This is a genomic window from Zunongwangia profunda SM-A87 (assembly GCF_000023465.1).
Taxonomy (GTDB): domain Bacteria; phylum Bacteroidota; class Bacteroidia; order Flavobacteriales; family Flavobacteriaceae; genus Zunongwangia; species Zunongwangia profunda.
This window is the reverse complement of the sequence record NC_014041.1, coordinates 5,079,230-5,095,821: the sequence shown is the minus strand read 5'-3', so window position 1 is coordinate 5,095,821 and position 16,592 is coordinate 5,079,230. Positions and strand designations below refer to the sequence as shown.

Annotated in this window: 12 protein-coding genes and 1 tRNA gene; 7 read left to right on the top strand and 6 right to left on the bottom strand. The window is 35.7% G+C overall.

The window, feature by feature from the left end:
* Positions 1-198 precede the first annotated feature (198 nt).
* The 5 genes from ZPR_RS22250 to ZPR_RS22230 all read left to right on the top strand — a co-directional run bounded on the left by ZPR_RS22250 (position 199) and on the right by ZPR_RS22230 (position 10,530).
* On the top strand, positions 199-1,314 hold the full coding sequence (locus ZPR_RS22250; RefSeq protein WP_013074055.1) for an acyltransferase family protein: 1,116 nt from the start codon (positions 199-201) through the stop codon (positions 1,312-1,314).
* A gap of 10 nt (positions 1,315-1,324) precedes the next feature.
* The gene (locus tag ZPR_RS22245) at positions 1,325-4,273 is read left to right on the top strand and encodes a serine hydrolase domain-containing protein (protein WP_013074054.1); all 2,949 of its coding nucleotides are present in this window, start codon (positions 1,325-1,327) and stop codon (positions 4,271-4,273) included.
* A 147-nt stretch (positions 4,274-4,420) separates the two neighbouring features.
* The gene (locus tag ZPR_RS22240) at positions 4,421-6,856 is read left to right on the top strand and encodes an outer membrane beta-barrel protein (protein ID WP_083759803.1); all 2,436 of its coding nucleotides are present in this window, start codon (positions 4,421-4,423) and stop codon (positions 6,854-6,856) included.
* A 430-nt stretch (positions 6,857-7,286) separates the two neighbouring features.
* A complete protein-coding gene (dusB, locus tag ZPR_RS22235) occupies positions 7,287-8,279 on the top strand; it encodes a tRNA dihydrouridine synthase DusB (RefSeq protein WP_013074051.1) in 993 nt (330 codons plus the stop codon).
* Between the two features lie 1,807 nt (positions 8,280-10,086).
* The gene (locus ZPR_RS22230; protein ID WP_013074050.1) at positions 10,087-10,530 is read left to right on the top strand and encodes a hypothetical protein; all 444 of its coding nucleotides are present in this window, start codon (positions 10,087-10,089) and stop codon (positions 10,528-10,530) included.
* Between the two features lie 10 nt (positions 10,531-10,540).
* On the opposite strand, the gene ZPR_RS22225 is transcribed toward ZPR_RS22230, so the two are convergent.
* Positions 10,541-11,737, bottom strand: a complete 1,197-nt coding sequence (locus ZPR_RS22225; RefSeq protein ID WP_013074049.1) for an ABC transporter permease — start codon at positions 11,735-11,737, stop codon at positions 10,541-10,543.
* A gap of 1 nt (position 11,738) precedes the next feature.
* A complete protein-coding gene (rbfA, locus tag ZPR_RS22220; protein WP_013074048.1) occupies positions 11,739-12,131 on the bottom strand; it encodes a 30S ribosome-binding factor RbfA in 393 nt (130 codons plus the stop codon).
* A 102-nt stretch (positions 12,132-12,233) separates the two neighbouring features.
* Here rbfA and mce point away from each other — a divergent pair, with 102 nt between their 5' ends.
* Both mce and ZPR_RS22210 read left to right on the top strand, forming a co-directional pair.
* Entirely contained in the window at positions 12,234-12,635 is a 402-nt protein-coding gene (gene mce, locus ZPR_RS22215; protein WP_013074047.1) for a methylmalonyl-CoA epimerase, read from the top strand.
* 223 nt (positions 12,636-12,858) lie between these two features.
* A tRNA-Ile gene (locus ZPR_RS22210) sits at positions 12,859-12,935 on the top strand.
* 508 nt (positions 12,936-13,443) lie between these two features.
* Here the strand turns inward: ZPR_RS22210 and ZPR_RS22205 are convergent.
* The 4 genes from ZPR_RS22205 to ZPR_RS22195 all read right to left on the bottom strand — a co-directional run bounded on the left by ZPR_RS22205 (position 13,444) and on the right by ZPR_RS22195 (position 16,466).
* Positions 13,444-14,025, bottom strand: a complete 582-nt coding sequence (locus tag ZPR_RS22205) for a hypothetical protein (RefSeq protein WP_041579390.1) — start codon at positions 14,023-14,025, stop codon at positions 13,444-13,446.
* A 257-nt stretch (positions 14,026-14,282) separates the two neighbouring features.
* Complete coding sequence (locus ZPR_RS23545) at positions 14,283-14,450, bottom strand: hypothetical protein (RefSeq protein ID WP_013074045.1); 168 nt, start codon at positions 14,448-14,450, stop codon at positions 14,283-14,285.
* A gap of 286 nt (positions 14,451-14,736) precedes the next feature.
* Complete coding sequence (locus ZPR_RS22200) at positions 14,737-15,402, bottom strand: DUF4276 family protein (protein WP_013074044.1); 666 nt, start codon at positions 15,400-15,402, stop codon at positions 14,737-14,739.
* Positions 15,399-16,466 (bottom strand): AAA family ATPase, encoded by a 1,068-nt coding sequence (locus ZPR_RS22195; protein ID WP_013074043.1) that lies wholly within the window; start codon positions 16,464-16,466, stop codon positions 15,399-15,401. The genes ZPR_RS22200 and ZPR_RS22195 overlap by 4 nt, the downstream gene beginning before the upstream one ends.
* Positions 16,467-16,592 lie beyond the last annotated feature (126 nt).

Below are 16,592 nucleotides of genomic sequence, written 5' to 3'. Positions count from 1 at the left end.
CGTCGGACAATACAAAGCTTTTAGCCTTTCGTTAAAAATTCAATTCTTTTTGCAAAGAACTAAATTTCTGAAAAATAAAAGTATATAAAAAATTTAGTTTACAAAAGACTTAATGTAAAATTTTAGTAAAGATTGGTTGTTTAATTAAATTTTGTACTTTTAGAGAAAGCAATAATTGTTTATTTTATTTTAAAATCTATGGCTCGCTCTCGTTATTTATCCCTGGATATTCTGCGCGGAATGACGGTTGCCCTTATGATACTGGTAAATAATCCGGGAAGTTGGGCTACGATTTATGCGCCTTTTAAGCATGCTGCCTGGCATGGATTTACACTAACAGATCTGGTATTTCCTACCTTTCTATTTGTAGTTGGGAATGCGATGAGTTTTAGTTTTAAAAAAATGAATTCGTGGAGTACTCCTGAATTCCTGACAAAAACATTTAAAAGGGCGGCAATTATATTTCTTATTGGTTTAGGGCTCTCCTATTATCCTTTTGTTAGGCGTACAGACGGAGAATTTATCCTAAAGAATATTCTGGATATTAGGATTATGGGTGTTTTACAGCGTATTGCTGTTTGTTATTTGCTGGCAGCAATCGCTATTCGGTTTCTAAAGAAAAAATGGCTTGTTGTTTTATCGGTTTTTATCCTGTTGTTGTACTGGTTCTTATTATGGTATTTTGGCGGTAGCGCTCCCTATAGTCTTGAAGCAAACGCTGCTTTAAAATTTGATCTTTTGGTGTTTAATGAAGAAAACCTTTATCATGGTTTTGGAATTCCTTTTGATCCCGAAGGTTTATTAAGTTGTCTTCCGGCGGTAGTCAATGTGATATTTGGTTATCTGGCCGGCAGGTTTATCCAGCAAAGTGTAAATAAGAAAAAACTGGTTATCCAATTGGTTATTGCCGGTTTAGCAATGATTAGCCTCGCGCTGGTCTGGGATGTAATATTACCTGTTAATAAACCAATCTGGACCAGTTCTTATGTCATCCTAAGCACCGGATGGGATTTTATAATTCTTGGCGCCCTTATAGGAATATTAGAAATCGCCGAATTTAAATCATGGAGCAGGTTTTTTGAACCTTTTGGTAAAAATCCGTTATTCATTTTTGTGCTCTCCGGTGTGGTAGTGTTAACAATGGGACTTATATTTATTGGCGATACCTCCTTAAAAGGCTGGATTTACCAAAATGTATTTTTAAGCTGGTTATCTCCTTATAATGCATCGCTTTTGTATGCGTTATTATTTTTAATACTTATGTGGCTTATTGCCTATATTTTAGACAAAAAGAAAATTTATATCAAAGTTTAAACCCAAGCTAATGCGATTATTTTCCCTTACGAAACTCGTTTTAACCTTAATTGTTTTCTGCGGAATCCAATTGAATTCCTATGCCCAACAACAGCCCGAATTTTTAGAGTATACCAATAGTAAATGGGTAGATTCTATAATGCAGGATTTAACGCCTAATGAACGCATTGCGCAACTTATTATGGTGGCGGCTTATTCTAACAGGGATTTAAAACATAAAGAAGCGATCTTAAAACTCATTAAAGAGCAAAAAATAGGCGGACTCATTTTTTTTCAGGGAACGGCGAAAAAGCAGGTGCAGTTAATGAACGATTATCAGTTAGTATCTAAAGTGCCGCTTTTGGGCGCTATCGATGCTGAATGGGGTTTGGGAATGCGATTGGATAATACTATCAGTTTCCCGTATCAAATGGCATTAGGTGCTATCCAGAACGATACCTTATTATACAAGATGGGGGAAGAAGTGGCGCGACAGGTTAAGCGAACCGGTTTGCACATGAATTTTGCTCCCGTTGTAGATGTGAACAATAACCCGAATAATCCGGTGATTAATTACCGAAGCTTTGGCGAGAATAAAGAAAAAGTGGCCGAAAAAGGCATCGCGTATATGAGAGGAATGCAGGATCAAAAAATCCTGACCACTGCCAAACATTTTCCCGGGCATGGCGATACCGATACCGATTCGCATAAGGCGCTGCCACAAATAAACCATCCATTTACAAGATTGGATAGCTTAGAGATGTATCCGTTTAAGAAATTAATCGATGCCGGGATTGGTGGTGTGATGGTCGCCCATTTAAATATTCCGGCCCTGGATAGCAGTGGTGTTCCTTCTACTTTATCTAAGAAGATCATCAGCGGAATTTTAAAAGAGAAACTTGGCTTTAAAGGTTTGATCGTAACAGATGCCATGAACATGAAAGGGGTGACAACTGGAAATGAACCTGGAGTGGTAGACAAAAAAGCGATCATTGCCGGGAACGATTTGTTAGAGTTTACCGAGGATGTGCCTAAAGCAATTGCCGAAATTCGAAAAGCGATCGATCAGGGTATCATTTCTCAGGCAGCTATCGATGAAAAATGCCGAAAAGTACTGGCCGTAAAACAATGGGTAGGTCTAAACCATTATGAGCCGCTAAAAACAGCCAATATCGATAAAGAGCTGAATAATTCGTATGCTGAATATATTCAGCAGAAATTAGTGGAAAAGTCCCTTACGGTTTTAAAAAACGATCAGGAACTTATTCCGCTTCGAAGATTGGATACGTTAAAAATTGCCAGTATTTCTATAGGCGCCGATAAGAAAACAGCTTTTCAGGAAAATTTAGGGTGGTATACCAAAATCGATCATTTTCAGCTTAAAGATAAAGCTACCGCGAGCCAGATTTCTGCAGTAAAAGAAAAATTAAAAGATTATAATGTAGTGATTGCCGGTTTACATGATCATAGTAAATACCCAAGAAACGTCATTCGGTATTCTGATGCGGTTTTAAAATTTATTGCTGAAATTGCCCAAAACGAGCATACGATTTTTAGCGTTTTTAAAAATCCGTATACCTTAAATAAAATGGATAATATTGAAGATGCGGCGGTTTTAATTGAAGCTTACCAGGATTCTGAATTATCCGAACAAAAAGTAGCGCAACTTATTTTTGGCGGATTTAAAGCAGACGGAAAACTACCGGTAAGTGTAGGAAAGAAATTTAAAGCCGGTGATGGTCTAGAAACATCCGAAAAAATAAGATTTGCCTATACCACTCCTCAAGATGCAGGAATGAATGCAGATTTTTTAGCAAGTGGGATAGATTCTCTAATGCAGCAGGCGATGGATGCCAAAGCGATTCCCGGCGGAGTGGTTTTAGTGGCCAAAGATGAAAAGATCGTATTTCAAAAGGCTTATGGCTTACATAAATACAGCGATACGGTAAAAACAAAAACATCAGATATTTTTGATCTGGCCTCGGTAACTAAGATTTCTTCAGCTTTACCGGCCCTGATGAAATTACAGGATGAGGGGAAGTTCAGTTTAGAAGAAGGGATTGATGAGTACCTGCCGTATTTTAGAAATTCCAATAAAGCGGGTATTCCGTTTCGGCAAATATTTGCACATCAGGCAAGGTTTAAACCCTGGATTGCATACTGGCAAAATACCTTAAGAAAAAACGGAAGTTATAAATGGAATACCTTTAAAAAAGATTCTTCAGCCCGCTTTCCGGTAAAAGTAAGTGAGAATATGTGGTTGCACCGCAATTACAAAAAGAAAATATATAAGGCCATAAAAAAGTCTCCCTTAGAAGATAAAGCAGAATATAAATATTCCGGACTCGCGTTTTACCTGCTTCCGCAGATTGTAGAAAACTTGACCGGAGAAGATTATCGCAAGTACCTCAAAGATAATTTTTATTCGAAATTAGGAGCGACAACTTTAGGTTATCGCCCAATGGAAAGCTTTGAACTTGCCAGAATTGTGCCTACAGAAAGTGATTTTGATTTTCGGCATAAACCCATTCATGGGAGTGTGCATGATGAAGGTGCGATAATGATGGGTGGGGTTTCAGCAAATGCCGGCCTTTTTTCTGATGCAAACGACCTGGCAAAACTCATGCAAATGTATTTGAATATGGGCGAATACGGGGGAGAGCGTTATATTACAGAAGCTACGTTTAAGGAATGGACCAAAACACAATTTCCTGATAATAATAACCGTCGTGCCATAGGCTTTGATAAACCTAATTTAGAATATGCGGGACCTAACAATAATACCGCAAAAGACGCCAGTACCGCTAGTTTTGGGCATACCGGTTTTACCGGAACCATGGTTTGGATGGATCCTAAACAAGATTTGCTTTTTGTGTTTTTATCAAACAGGGTTTTACCCACAAGAGACAATACACGGCTCTACAGCTTAAATACCCGCACGCAAATTCAGCAGGTGTTATATGATGCTATAAAAAAATAATATTTCGACTAAAGACAGGAATGTTCTTGTTATTATGTAGGTTTTATTTAGTTTATCCCCCTGATTTTAAGTAAAGTTATAGAGAAATGATTATTCTTTTCTGATCAAAACTATATATTTGCTAAACAAACTAAACTAACCATACTCATGAAAACATTTCTACCTTTAATACTCTTAGCGTTTATTGTATTTATACCTAACCGTGTGTTTTCGCAAAATCAGGTTAGAGGGCAAATCGTAGATAAAGAGAATCAGCCGGTTAGTTTTGCGAATGTTGTTTTGTTAAATGCTAAAGATTCTGTTTCGGTAATAAAAGGAATGATTTCTGAAGATGACGGGAGTTTTCTCTTCGAGGAAATAGAAAACCGTCCCTATGTCTTAAAAATCAGTTTTTTAGGTTTTGCAGATTATATAAAGCGTTTTGAGGTTGAAGGGAATACTAATCTTGGGAAAATCGAACTTCAGGAAACCAGTAACAGTTTAGATGAGGTTACCGTAAAAGCCAGAAAGCCGAAAATTGAACGAAAAATAGACCGAATTTCATTTAATGTGGAAAATTCGGTTATCTCTAGTTTAAACACTTACGAAATTTTAAAACGTACTCCGGGGGTAATTGTTAGTCAGGGTGAATTACTGGTAAAAAACCGTCCTGCAACTGTGTATATCAACGATCGCAAGGTGTATTTATCCACCGCAGAATTAGAGCAGTTACTTTCTGGATTAAGTGGTGAAAATGTAAAATCTGTAGAGGTGATTACCACGCCGCCGGCACGCTATGAAGCTGAAGGTAGCGGTGCGATTTTAAATATTGTAATGTCCAAAAATCCATCGATTGGTTATAAAGGAAGTGTAAATGCTTCAAACACTGTTGCGGTGTTACCTAAATACAGTTTGGGAACCAGCCAGTATTATAAAACCAATAATCTAAATGCTTTTGCAAGTTATAACTTCAACGCAAATAATATCTATAAAAACGACGAAAGCAATGTGACGTATTTTGAGCCGGATGGTTCAGAAAATTCTACCTGGCTTGGGGATTTTGAGCGTGATACTAAAAACTATGCTCATAGTTTAAATACGATTTTAGATTTTACGCTTTCAGAAAAAAGTAGTTTAAGCCTGAGTGCCAATTTAAATTTCACTCCAAAGAACGATTCAGATTTAAACGGGCAAACAGATATTTACAGTGCTTCCGGGAGTTTAGATTCCTTATTTACTACCGATAGCCGTCTGGAAAATGAAGCTAAAAACATGCTTTTTAATGCTGATTTTTCAACCAGCTTAGGAGAAAACGGGGCTAAATTATCAGCTCAGGTCAATTATATTCGTTATGATAAAGATCAGGATCAGGATTTAAACACCACTTATTTTTATGGCAATGGCGATGAGATTAGAAATAATATCATCATGACCAGAGCCATGCAAAACTCAGATATTTATACGGGTCAGGTAGATATTACCACAAACATGGGAAGTCTTCCTGTTGAAACCGGAATAAAATATGCCGGAATTACTTCGAATAGCGCCCTTGATTTTTACAATAACACGTTTGCTTTGCAGGTAGACGAACTTTCGGATGCTTTGGATTACGATGAGAATATCTATGCGGCTTATTTTAGCACGTCTAAAGAATTGGGAAAATGGAGCCTAAAAGCGGGTTTACGAGGAGAGTATACTGATATCAGCGGGATTTCGGCTCAAAACGGACTTGTAAACGATCAGGATTATTTTCAGTTATTTCCCACGTTTTACGCGATGCGAAGTTTAGGAGAAGAAAGCTCGATAAGCCTGGAGTATAACCGGAGAATTGAACGTCCCCGGTTTCAGAGTTTAAATCCGTTTCAATACTACATTAACGAGAATAATGTAAAAGAAGGAAACCCTGCTTTAGTACCGGGAATTGCTAATAAAGTATTATTTAATTATTCCTATAAAGGGGCATTGTTTTTTGATTTATACTGGGATAGGGTAGATCATTCACCTTCGGTCTTATCATTTCAGGATAACCAAAATCAGCTGTTAAGAACGGTAAATGATAACTTAGATTATACCCAGCAATTTAGCCTGGATATTACCTATGCTAATTTTGTGACCAATTGGTATTACCTCTATGGCTATCTTTCCGGGTTTTATATGGAAAACCAGATTTACGCCAGGGAAAGTGCTGCTGAAACCTATACAATCGATACTTTTAGCGCTTTTCTTAATGTTGGGAACTATTTTTATTTTGGTGGAGATGGTACCTTTAGCGGAAATGTGAATACGTATTTTTTACCTAATATTCTGGCGGGATCGTATAAATACGAGAATCCACAGTTTGGTTTGGATTTGGGACTCCGCAAAACCTTTATGAATAATAAAATTTCGGTTTCTATCAATGCTGAAGATATACTGAGAACCATGAACATCCCGATGCAAAGCCAGTATTTAAATCAGGATAACGGATTCTATGCGATTTCTGAAACCAGAAGAATAACGTTTGGAGTGCGTTACAATTTTGGAAATTTCAGGTTAAACGATAATAACCGTGCCATTAATGCAGATGAAGAAACCAGACTTAAAGAAAGACAGGTGTTAGATTAATTGCTTATGGAGCGTTTTATTCGGTGATATTTTTTGAATTTTCAACTTAAAGCTCATAACAATGGCTGCTGAAATTGTTGATTTTTGCTTTCTTTTTTTCTGAAGAATTTGTTGTCCATTCAACAGTGCAAAGGTATCCTTTTAATCCATCATTGAGGGGGTAATTCCCCGAGGTTCTTGATTATTGCATGGTATCCAAAAACCTTACTGAAGTATGTTGTACATGTTGTAAAGGAATTGGAATAAGCTTTGCTCGATAGTGGAGATGAAATGCTCGATTCCCGATCCCTATAGCTATCAGGATCTGGATATCTCGAAATAAAAAATTGTTCCTAAGAAATGCCTCAGAGGTTTACCCAGAGGTAGTTTAGCTGAATTTTAAATTGTTCAATCTTATTTAGTAATTTTGCACTTTCTAAATCAAAAGATTGTGGCAAAAATAGGAGATATAGATGTAGGAGAGTTTCCATTGCTTTTAGCACCGATGGAAGATGTGAGTGATCCACCGTTTAGAGCCTTATGTAAGGAGCAGGGTGCAGATGTGGTGTATACAGAATTTATCTCTTCTGAAGGTTTGATTAGGGATGCGGCTAAAAGTGTGATGAAACTGGATATTTATGAAAAAGAGCGTCCGGTAGGAATTCAGATTTTTGGTGCGAATTTGGAATCAATGCTGGAATCTGTTGAAATTGTAGAAAAATCAGGTCCTGATATTATCGATATTAACTTTGGCTGCCCGGTTAAAAAGGTGGTCTCTAAAGGTGCCGGTGCAGGTATTCTAAAGGATGTTGATTTGATGGTTTCTTTAACCAAAGCCATGGTAAAGCATACTAATTTACCCATTACCGTAAAAACGCGTTTGGGCTGGGATCACGATTCGATTAAGATTATGGAGGTTGCTGAACGCTTACAGGATGTTGGATGTAAGGCGATTTCTATCCACGGAAGAACCAGAGCCCAGATGTATAAAGGTGTGGCCGACTGGAAACCAATTGCCGACGTGAAAAACAATCCCAGAATGCATATTCCGGTTTTTGGAAACGGAGATGTAGATACGCCTGAAAAAGCCGTAGAAATGCGTGATCAATATGGTTTGGACGGGGCCATGATCGGTCGGGCTAGTATTGGGAATCCCTGGTTTTTTAGAGAAGTAAAGCATTATTTTAAGACCGGCGAGCATTTGTCACCACCTACTTTACAGGAACGTGTGGAGGCCGCAAGAAAGCATTTACAGATGTCGATCGACTGGAAAGGGGAGAAGCTTGGAGTTTTTGAAACCAGAAGGCATTATACCAACTATTTTAAAGGCATACCCCATTTTAAAGAATATCGTATGAAAATGGTCACCAGCGACGATGCTGCCGATGTTTTTGCCGCTTTTGATGAGGTTGAAAGAGATTTCGCGGGATATGAGTTTGTTTGAGGTTTGAGTTAGAAAGTACAAAGTTGGAAAGAGAAAAGTGAGAGACAAGACGCAAGAACCAGGAGTCTGGATTAAAATGTTGAATTTTGAATGCTGAATTTTGAATTTTCAATGGCTGTACAATGTAAACTGTATATTGAAAACAGACTTCTAGATACAACAACTTTTGAACCTTAAACATAGCATTCTAAAGGTTGTCATTTCGACTGAAGCATAGCGAAATGGAGAAATCTAGTTGATTGAGATTTCTCGACTTCATTTCATTGCGCTCGAAATGACAAAATCTTCGGAAATGATAATTTGTATCCTAAATTTAGATGCTCCGCTATTAGAGTAGAGAAAATAGATCAAAAGAAGCAAGAGCCAAGAGTCAGGATTAAAATGTTGAATTCTCAATGTTGAATTTTGAGTTAGTAATGGCCTATCGAAGATTGCTCGTGAAATTGAAAATGAGAGAAGCGTTAAAATTTTAGGCTGTTTGAGCGAAGCGAGTTCCTAAAATTTAGCTTCCGAATGTACAATTTAGAGCAAGGTTCGTAAGCCTAGACTTTTTTGTTTCTTTTTATTGCATCCGACGACTGTAGGGAGAGGAATGCATATGGAAAAAAGAAAAAACATCAATAGAAGTTGAAAGTATCAAAGTTAGAAAGTAGAAAAGTCAGAGACAAGACGCAAGAACCAGGAGTCAGGGTTAAAATGTTGAGTTTTGAACGCAAAAGGTGTCATCTCGACCTTGTGGAGAGATCTTTTTAGTTAGAACCTAGAAAAGAGAGAATAGACGAGAGAATCAGGAAACAAGACAAAAATTTTGAATTTTGAATGGCTGTATATGTAAACTGTATACTGAAAACAGACTTCTCAATACAATAACTTTTGAAACCTTGAACTTTAAACCTTAAACATTGAACTCCAAAGGTTGTCATTTCGACTGAAGCGAAGCGAAATGGAGAAATCTAGTTGATTGAGATTTCTCGACTTCATTTCATTGCGCTCGAAATGACAAAATCTTAGGAAATGATAATTTGTATCCTAAATTTAGATGCTTCGCTATTAGAATAGGGAAAATAGACCAAAAGAAACAAGACCCGAGACTCAGGATTAAAATGTTGAATTTTAAATGCTGAATTTTGAGTTAGTAATGGCCTATCGAAGATTGATCGTGAAATTGAAAATGAGAGAAGCGTTAAAATTTTAGGCTGTTTGAGCGAAGCGAGTTCCTAAAATTTAGCTTCCGAATGTACAATTTAGAGCAAGGTTCGTAAGCCTAGACTTTTTTGTTTCTTTTTTCGTCAATGGAAAAAAGAAAAAACATCAATAGAAGTTGAAAGTATCAAAGTTAGAAAGTAGAAAAGTCAGAGACAAGAAGCAAGAACCAGGAGTCAGGGTTAAAATGTTGAGTTTTGAACGCAAAAGGTGTCATCTCGACCTTGTGGAGAGATCTTTTTAGTTAGAACCTAGAAAAGAGAGAATAGACGCAAGAACCAGGAGTCAAGATTAAAATGTTGAATTTTAAATGCTGAATTTTGAATGTACTTCTGAAATCTGATTGCTGTATACCGTAAACTGTAAAGTTCTAAATATAGACCTGCTAGACTGTTAGAATCTAGAATCTACAAGACGCTGGATAAAACTTTAAAACCTTGAACTTTAAACCTTAAACATTGCATTCTAAAGGTTGTCATTTCGACTGAAGCGTAGCGAAATGGAGAAATCTTTTTTTAGTGAAAGTCTAGAAAATATACGAGAGAATCAGGAATAAACAGGATGGAAGTTTTTAAATTTAAACCACCCGTTAGTATTGGATAATATGAAAACAGAAGAACAAACAACTACCAAACAAAAAGTGATTAAAGGAATTACCTTTGGGATTTCCTTTATTGTGGCTTATTTTGCAGTGCAATATTTATTTTTTGATGCTAATTTAGAGGATAAACTTAAGGATGCTGCCCAAGAACTTAATGAAATTTCTCCACAGCAAATAGATGAGGATACCCGTCTGGATAGTGCTTCGACGGTTTCAGATAAAATTTTTAAGTACCACTATACTTTATTGAATTTGGAAAAAAGTGAAATAAATTCTGAAGAATTTAATAACTACATGAAACCAAATCTTACGAAAAGTGTAAAAACTTCTTCTGATTTAAAAGAATTTAGAAAGCATAAAATCACGATGAGTTATAACTATTTCGATAAAAATGGTGAATTTATAACTAATATAGATGTTACTCCTGCTATGTACGAAGGAGAATAAACATTCGTTACTATTCTTCTAAAGCTTTTTTACTGCGACCTGCGGCGAGGAAAGAGGCAAATAAACCAAGTATACCAATAGTAAGGATGACGGTTAGAATATTACTGATTTCAATAGTTACGGGATAAGCTAAGCTTGGGGTAATCATTACCAGATCAAACTGCATTTGCAGGTAGATAAGAAAGATCGCACATAAAAGTCCGATAGCCCCGCCAATACTACACATTAACATGCCCTGGGTAAAGAAGATATTTTTGATTTGGCCTGGCGACGCGCCCAGACTTTGCAGGGTTTTAATGTTCTCTTTTTTATCGAGAATAACCATAATAATCGATCCTACCACATTGAACAATGCGATAATTAGAACCAGTGTAAAAATCAGGTATACCGCAAGGTTTTCGGTATTTAGCATTTTGTAGAGCACATCGTTAAGCTGCGCACGGGTTCGTATTTCAACCGAATTGCCAAACAATTTCAAGATCGCGGCTTTTACTTTTTCGGCGTCAGCTTCCGCGGTTAATTTAACCTCTATGGCGCTGTAGGTGTTTTTATCTAAATCTAAAAGGCTTTGTGCAAAAGCGATATTCGAGAAAACGTATTTATCGTTAAGGTCTGAATTGATATTATAAATCCCACTTACCACCACACTTTTTTGGTTAAAAGCATCGGCAGGATTGGTTACCTGTCCTTTTCCAGGTTTAGGAACTATTAACCGCATAGGTCGGTTATAATTAAAAATCCCGGGATTTAGTTTTCGGGAAATATCCGCACCAATTACCACCTGTGGTTCAGAAGAGGTAAACCAGGTGCCATCTACAGAGCTGTCGATAACCGTAACCTGTTGATACCTTTCATCTACCCCTTTTATAAACGCCCAGGCTGTTTTTTCTTTATATTCCAGGAAAACCCGTTCTTCGATTGTTTTGCTATAGTTTGCAATGCCATCGATTTTAGCGAATTCTTCTTCCAGATTTTTAGAAAAAGTGATGGTTTTCCCTGTTTTAGGAATCACTTTTAAGTCGGGATCAAACTCATTGGCAAAAGCAAGACTAAATTCCCGAAGTCCGGAGAATCCGGATAGTACTATAAATAAAGAAAAAGCACCGGCAAAAACGCCAATAGCAGCGATTATGGTGATAATATTAATCGCATTATTACTGCTTTTAGAAAACAGGTAGCGTTTGGCGATGTAAAAAGGGAATTTCAAGCTATGACTTTTTCCTGCGGTCTAATAGATCTGGATTGCTAATTGGGTTCTCATCGCCTTTCATCGATTTTTCGATGTTCTCGATATATTCTAAAGAGTCGTCGATAAAAAAGCTAAGATCGGGCATTTTACGTAGCTGATTTTTGGTACGTAATGCCATTTGATGTTTTATTTTAGATTTAACTTCGTTTAATTCGGTTAAAATATCACCGGCGTGTTTCTGCGGAAATACGCTTAGATAGGCTTTGGCAATGCTAAGATCTGTAGTTACTTTAACTTTAGAAACAGAAATTAAAATTCCATTGATCCCGGCATCCCTTAAATTGTTATTTAAGATTTCTGCCAGATCTTTCTGCAAAACGCCTCCTATTTTTTTCTGTCTGTTTGTTTCCATGTTGCAAAAATAGTACTTTAAACTTAGCTGTAGATTTATTGAAGATAAGAATAATTATTTTAGTATCATCTTTGCTCGATAATCGAGATTAAATATACTGAAATGAAAAAGATAGAACATATAGGCATTGCCGTGAGTGATCTTGAAGCTGCCATTAAAACCTACGCGGCAGTAATGGGAAAACCACATTATAAAACCGAAGCCGTACTTAGCGAAGGGGTAAATACTTCTTTTTTTGAAATAGGGGAAAGTAAGATCGAATTACTTGCAGCAACATCAGCCGATAGTGCCATTGCAAAATCTATTCTGAAAAGAGGGGAGGGCATACATCATATTGCTTTTGCGGTAGATGATATCGAAGCAGAGATCAATAGATTAAAAAACGAAGGCTTTCGACTTTTAAATGAACAACCAAAACAGGGAGCAGATAGCAAGCTGGTGGCCTTTATGCATCCTAAGGATGCCAATGGAGTTTTAATCGAACTTTGCCAGGAAATCCGCTAATTTTTTTAGCTGAACTCATTTCCTGACACCTACAAAAGGCGATAATCTCCTGAGGCTTGTCTGGATATTGTAAAAGGGTTTTAGGGTTTTATAGCGTGTGGGATTGTATCTAGGTTATTTAGTATCAAAACATTAAATATTTATTGGTGAGTAAATTAAAAAAATGTTTGGCGTATAACGGGGATTTATCTAAATTTGCGCACCCATAATTAATTTATGGACTGGTCCTATAGCTCAGCTGGTTAGAGCACTTGACTCATAATCAAGGGGTCCCTGGTTCGAGCCCAGGTGGGACCACCAGTAAAATCAAGCCTTACAGAGATGTAAGGCTTTTTTGTTTCTTCTTGGGTACAACATATGTACAACATTTTATTAAGTATTATCCATCTATAAATAGAGAGATTTATTTTTAAAATAAAATCGAGTGGAGTGGTTATGAATAGGTTTTTTAAGAAAATTTATGTAATTCTTTAACTGAAAAGATTTAAAAATCTTTTGAAGCCAGCCGAAGTCGTTGTATTCAAAGTGACGAGGTGTAAAATATTGCACAGGTCTCACACATGGAGAAGTACTGAACATTGTCCTTTCGGAAATTAGAATAGGAGCATAGATTTTCTTTAAAGGGTGGCCGATTCCTTAGAAAGTGTGTAGTCTATTACTTAAAGTATGGAATAGTTTCAATTGGAGTAAAGAGTGATTGAAAAGATGGATGATGAACCGCCGTATATGAACCGCGTACGTACGGTAGTGTGAGGGGTGCACTCCGTTATTTGTTGGCGTACTCATCCACTCGATTGTACACTGTTTATTATTCCTCATCTAAGTTTTTAGTTACAATATCTTCAAATTGGTCTTTTGTTACAATCAAAAAATTAGTAGTGTCATAAGTATTTTTTTCAACTCGTTTTAGAAATCCCATATAGTTAAGCATTCTTCTAAAAGTCCTTAATACACTTTCATTATAAGCGATTCCGATACCAATTCTGCCTAGTGAAGCAGCATTGACCATACTACCCATTATATGTTTTTTTGTGCTACTATTTTCAATTTCTATAGCAATTAGACATCGCGCATTTTGATTCTTTTCGATTATTCTTTCAAATTCAGGAATTCTAACCTCATTTAGCCATTCATCACCAATGTTCTCTATGTGTAGATTATAAATTTCTCTCAAGAATTCGCTAATATTATCTCTTCGTACAATCTGGTTATATTCTTCAGTTCGATTGGGACTAGGAGCAACATTAAAAGGTCCAACAGCAATATCAACTCTCGGACAATATTGATATGGTAAACCTTGAAAAGCTCTCCATTCACTTTGAACTTCTAAATCACCAAAATTTTCTATCATTGTAGGAGTCAAATAATCTTGGTATTCGGTAGCAGTCATATTCGTGTTTATTTGTTTAAGATTTTAATCACAGTTTTCAGTTAAAGAATGGTGTACAAAGGTCCCGCCGAAATGAATTATAACCGTTGGTGTAAACTGGAACGATGGTCACAATTTTTTAATAAGTCAAAAATTATGGAGTAGTTGTATTTGCAATTCATTGAACTACTATAAGATATTTATCAATTTAAATTTTTAAATAAAATAGGCCATTTGTACTGTTTAATATAAATGGCCTTGTTCGAGATAATCTAATTTCAAGTATTCTTTATTTTTTTCTTTTTAATTTTTTGGGCTGTAAATAAACTAGCGACACCAACAACTATTCCGCCAGCTATACCATAAATTAAACCTAATTTATTCGGACGTTTTGCAGCTTGTTCTGCGGCCCATTTTGCTCCAGCTCCAAATGAAGAGTTTCCCATTTTTAAAATTTTTCAGTTGTATTTAACAATTTAAAATAATTATTTTAAATTGTTAAATAAGTTACAAGATTTCTAAAAAATATAAATTATAATCAAATCAGGTTTTTTGGGTTAATAAATAATTTTATTAGACTTCATAAGTTCTAGTTTACAACGGTTTGCGGTTCGCAAGTTGCGGGAGTAGGGACGCGGATTTGTCGGATTAGTAATAATAATTGGTCTCTAAAATAACAATTTTCAACAAGCTACCCGTTATTTGCGGTGAACCGTCTTTGTTGGCAATAGTTTATTCCCCTAAAGCATCTTCTAAAATTTCAATCCAGTTTCTAAATCGCGAGCATTTATTTAGAATTTCAGGCAGTCCAATTTCTTCAATTATTGAGACCCCATCTATAACTTTATTATAACCTTTAATATTTTGAATTAATCTTTTGGAAGGAGCTGTATTTGGATTATCATTGATGTCTTCGGGATTGGGATAAGCTTGTATTATTTTCTCAATCTCTTTGAAATTTGCCTCCGACTTTTCAAAGAGTTCTTCAATTCCTTTAATAGAGCTAAAAATTAATGCCTCAAATTCATGTTGTTGAATATAGGGTATCAGATTTGGGAAGTTGGCATTTTGAGATTCTTCTACTTCTTTTTTTATTGCATTTTCAAGGAAGGTTATTCTATCGGATTTATTCTGGATTTGCTTTGAATCCTCAAATTTAGGAAAGTCTGTGGGCAAAGCATAGAAATCTATGAGCGTACTAACGACAACGTTATTTTCATAAATTATATTTAGAATATCCTTTTTGAGATGTCGATATTTTGACATTCCTCCTTTGGAATGTTTAATTTTAAAACAATCAATTTGGTAAAAACCTTTGGAATAGAAATACGGTCGGAGAATGGAATTCACGAATTCTTCCTCAGTATCTCCTTCAACTATGATTATAAGTCTTTTCATTTAGGTTGTCCGTGAATTACACTTTTAACCCACAATTCACCTATTGAATAGTCGTCTAACCATTCTTTTAGACCATCTTGATCTAACCTTGCAAAACTTGATTGATTTTCAACTTTGTCAACTGTAATAATATCCTCTGCTTTAAAGTTATTTAACAGGTTAACTGATTGTGTTGAAACTATTATTTGACAATCTTTTTGAGAAGCTGATTTTATTAAACCTGCCAATTTATTTACAGCGACGGGATGAAGGCCTAATTCAGGTTCGTCTATTATAATGACTTTAGGTAAATTCGGTTGTAATAAAAGAGTTGTTAATGCAATAAAACGTAAACTACCATCTGACAAATGAGAAGCATCGAAATAATCATCCTCATGATTCTCTTCATTCCAAACTAATTTAATTCTGGTTTCATCTAATCTGTCTGGTTGCAAATTAAAACTACCAAAAAAAGGAGCTACCGATTGAATTGTTTTCTCTATTCTTTTGAAATTTTTAGGAAACTTCTCTTGTAACAAATATAGATATGCCGGTAAATTACCGCCGTCTTCTTTGAGAATTCTATTATCATTAATATTAGCTGGAGATCTTAGTGGAGCGCTCGGACTGGTGTCGTGAAAATGATATATTTTATAAGTTTCAAGATGTTCCCTTAGGTATCTATCTCTTATCGAACTTGAATCTTTAATTCCACTTTCTTGGACATCTTTATTCCAAAATGACCAATTATTTTGTGCTGGATGATAAATGCTATTTTCTTCTACGATAAAAAGTCCTCCGTCGTTATTTGGTTCTAGAATAAATGAATACGCATTATTACCAAAATTTAAATACCCTTTTATGTTCTTCGTATTTTTTCTTCCAAAGTATAATAGATTATCTGCACCGTTTTTTAATGAATATTGTTTTAATCTTTGTTCGTAGATGTTATTTACAAGTTTAAAAAAGGATATGAAATTAGATTTACCAACACCATTAGAACCAATCAATATATTAATTGGCTCCAATTCCAATTCTAATTTTCTGATTGATTTATAACCTTCTATTTTAATTCTATCTAACATTGTTACAAATTAAAGAAATTTGTTTTCGTTAAGGAACATTAACTATAAATTATTGCCAACTCTTTATATCTCCATAAAAATAGTCTTTTATTCCCTTTTTTTCCAGATATCGACAGTTGTTTTAGT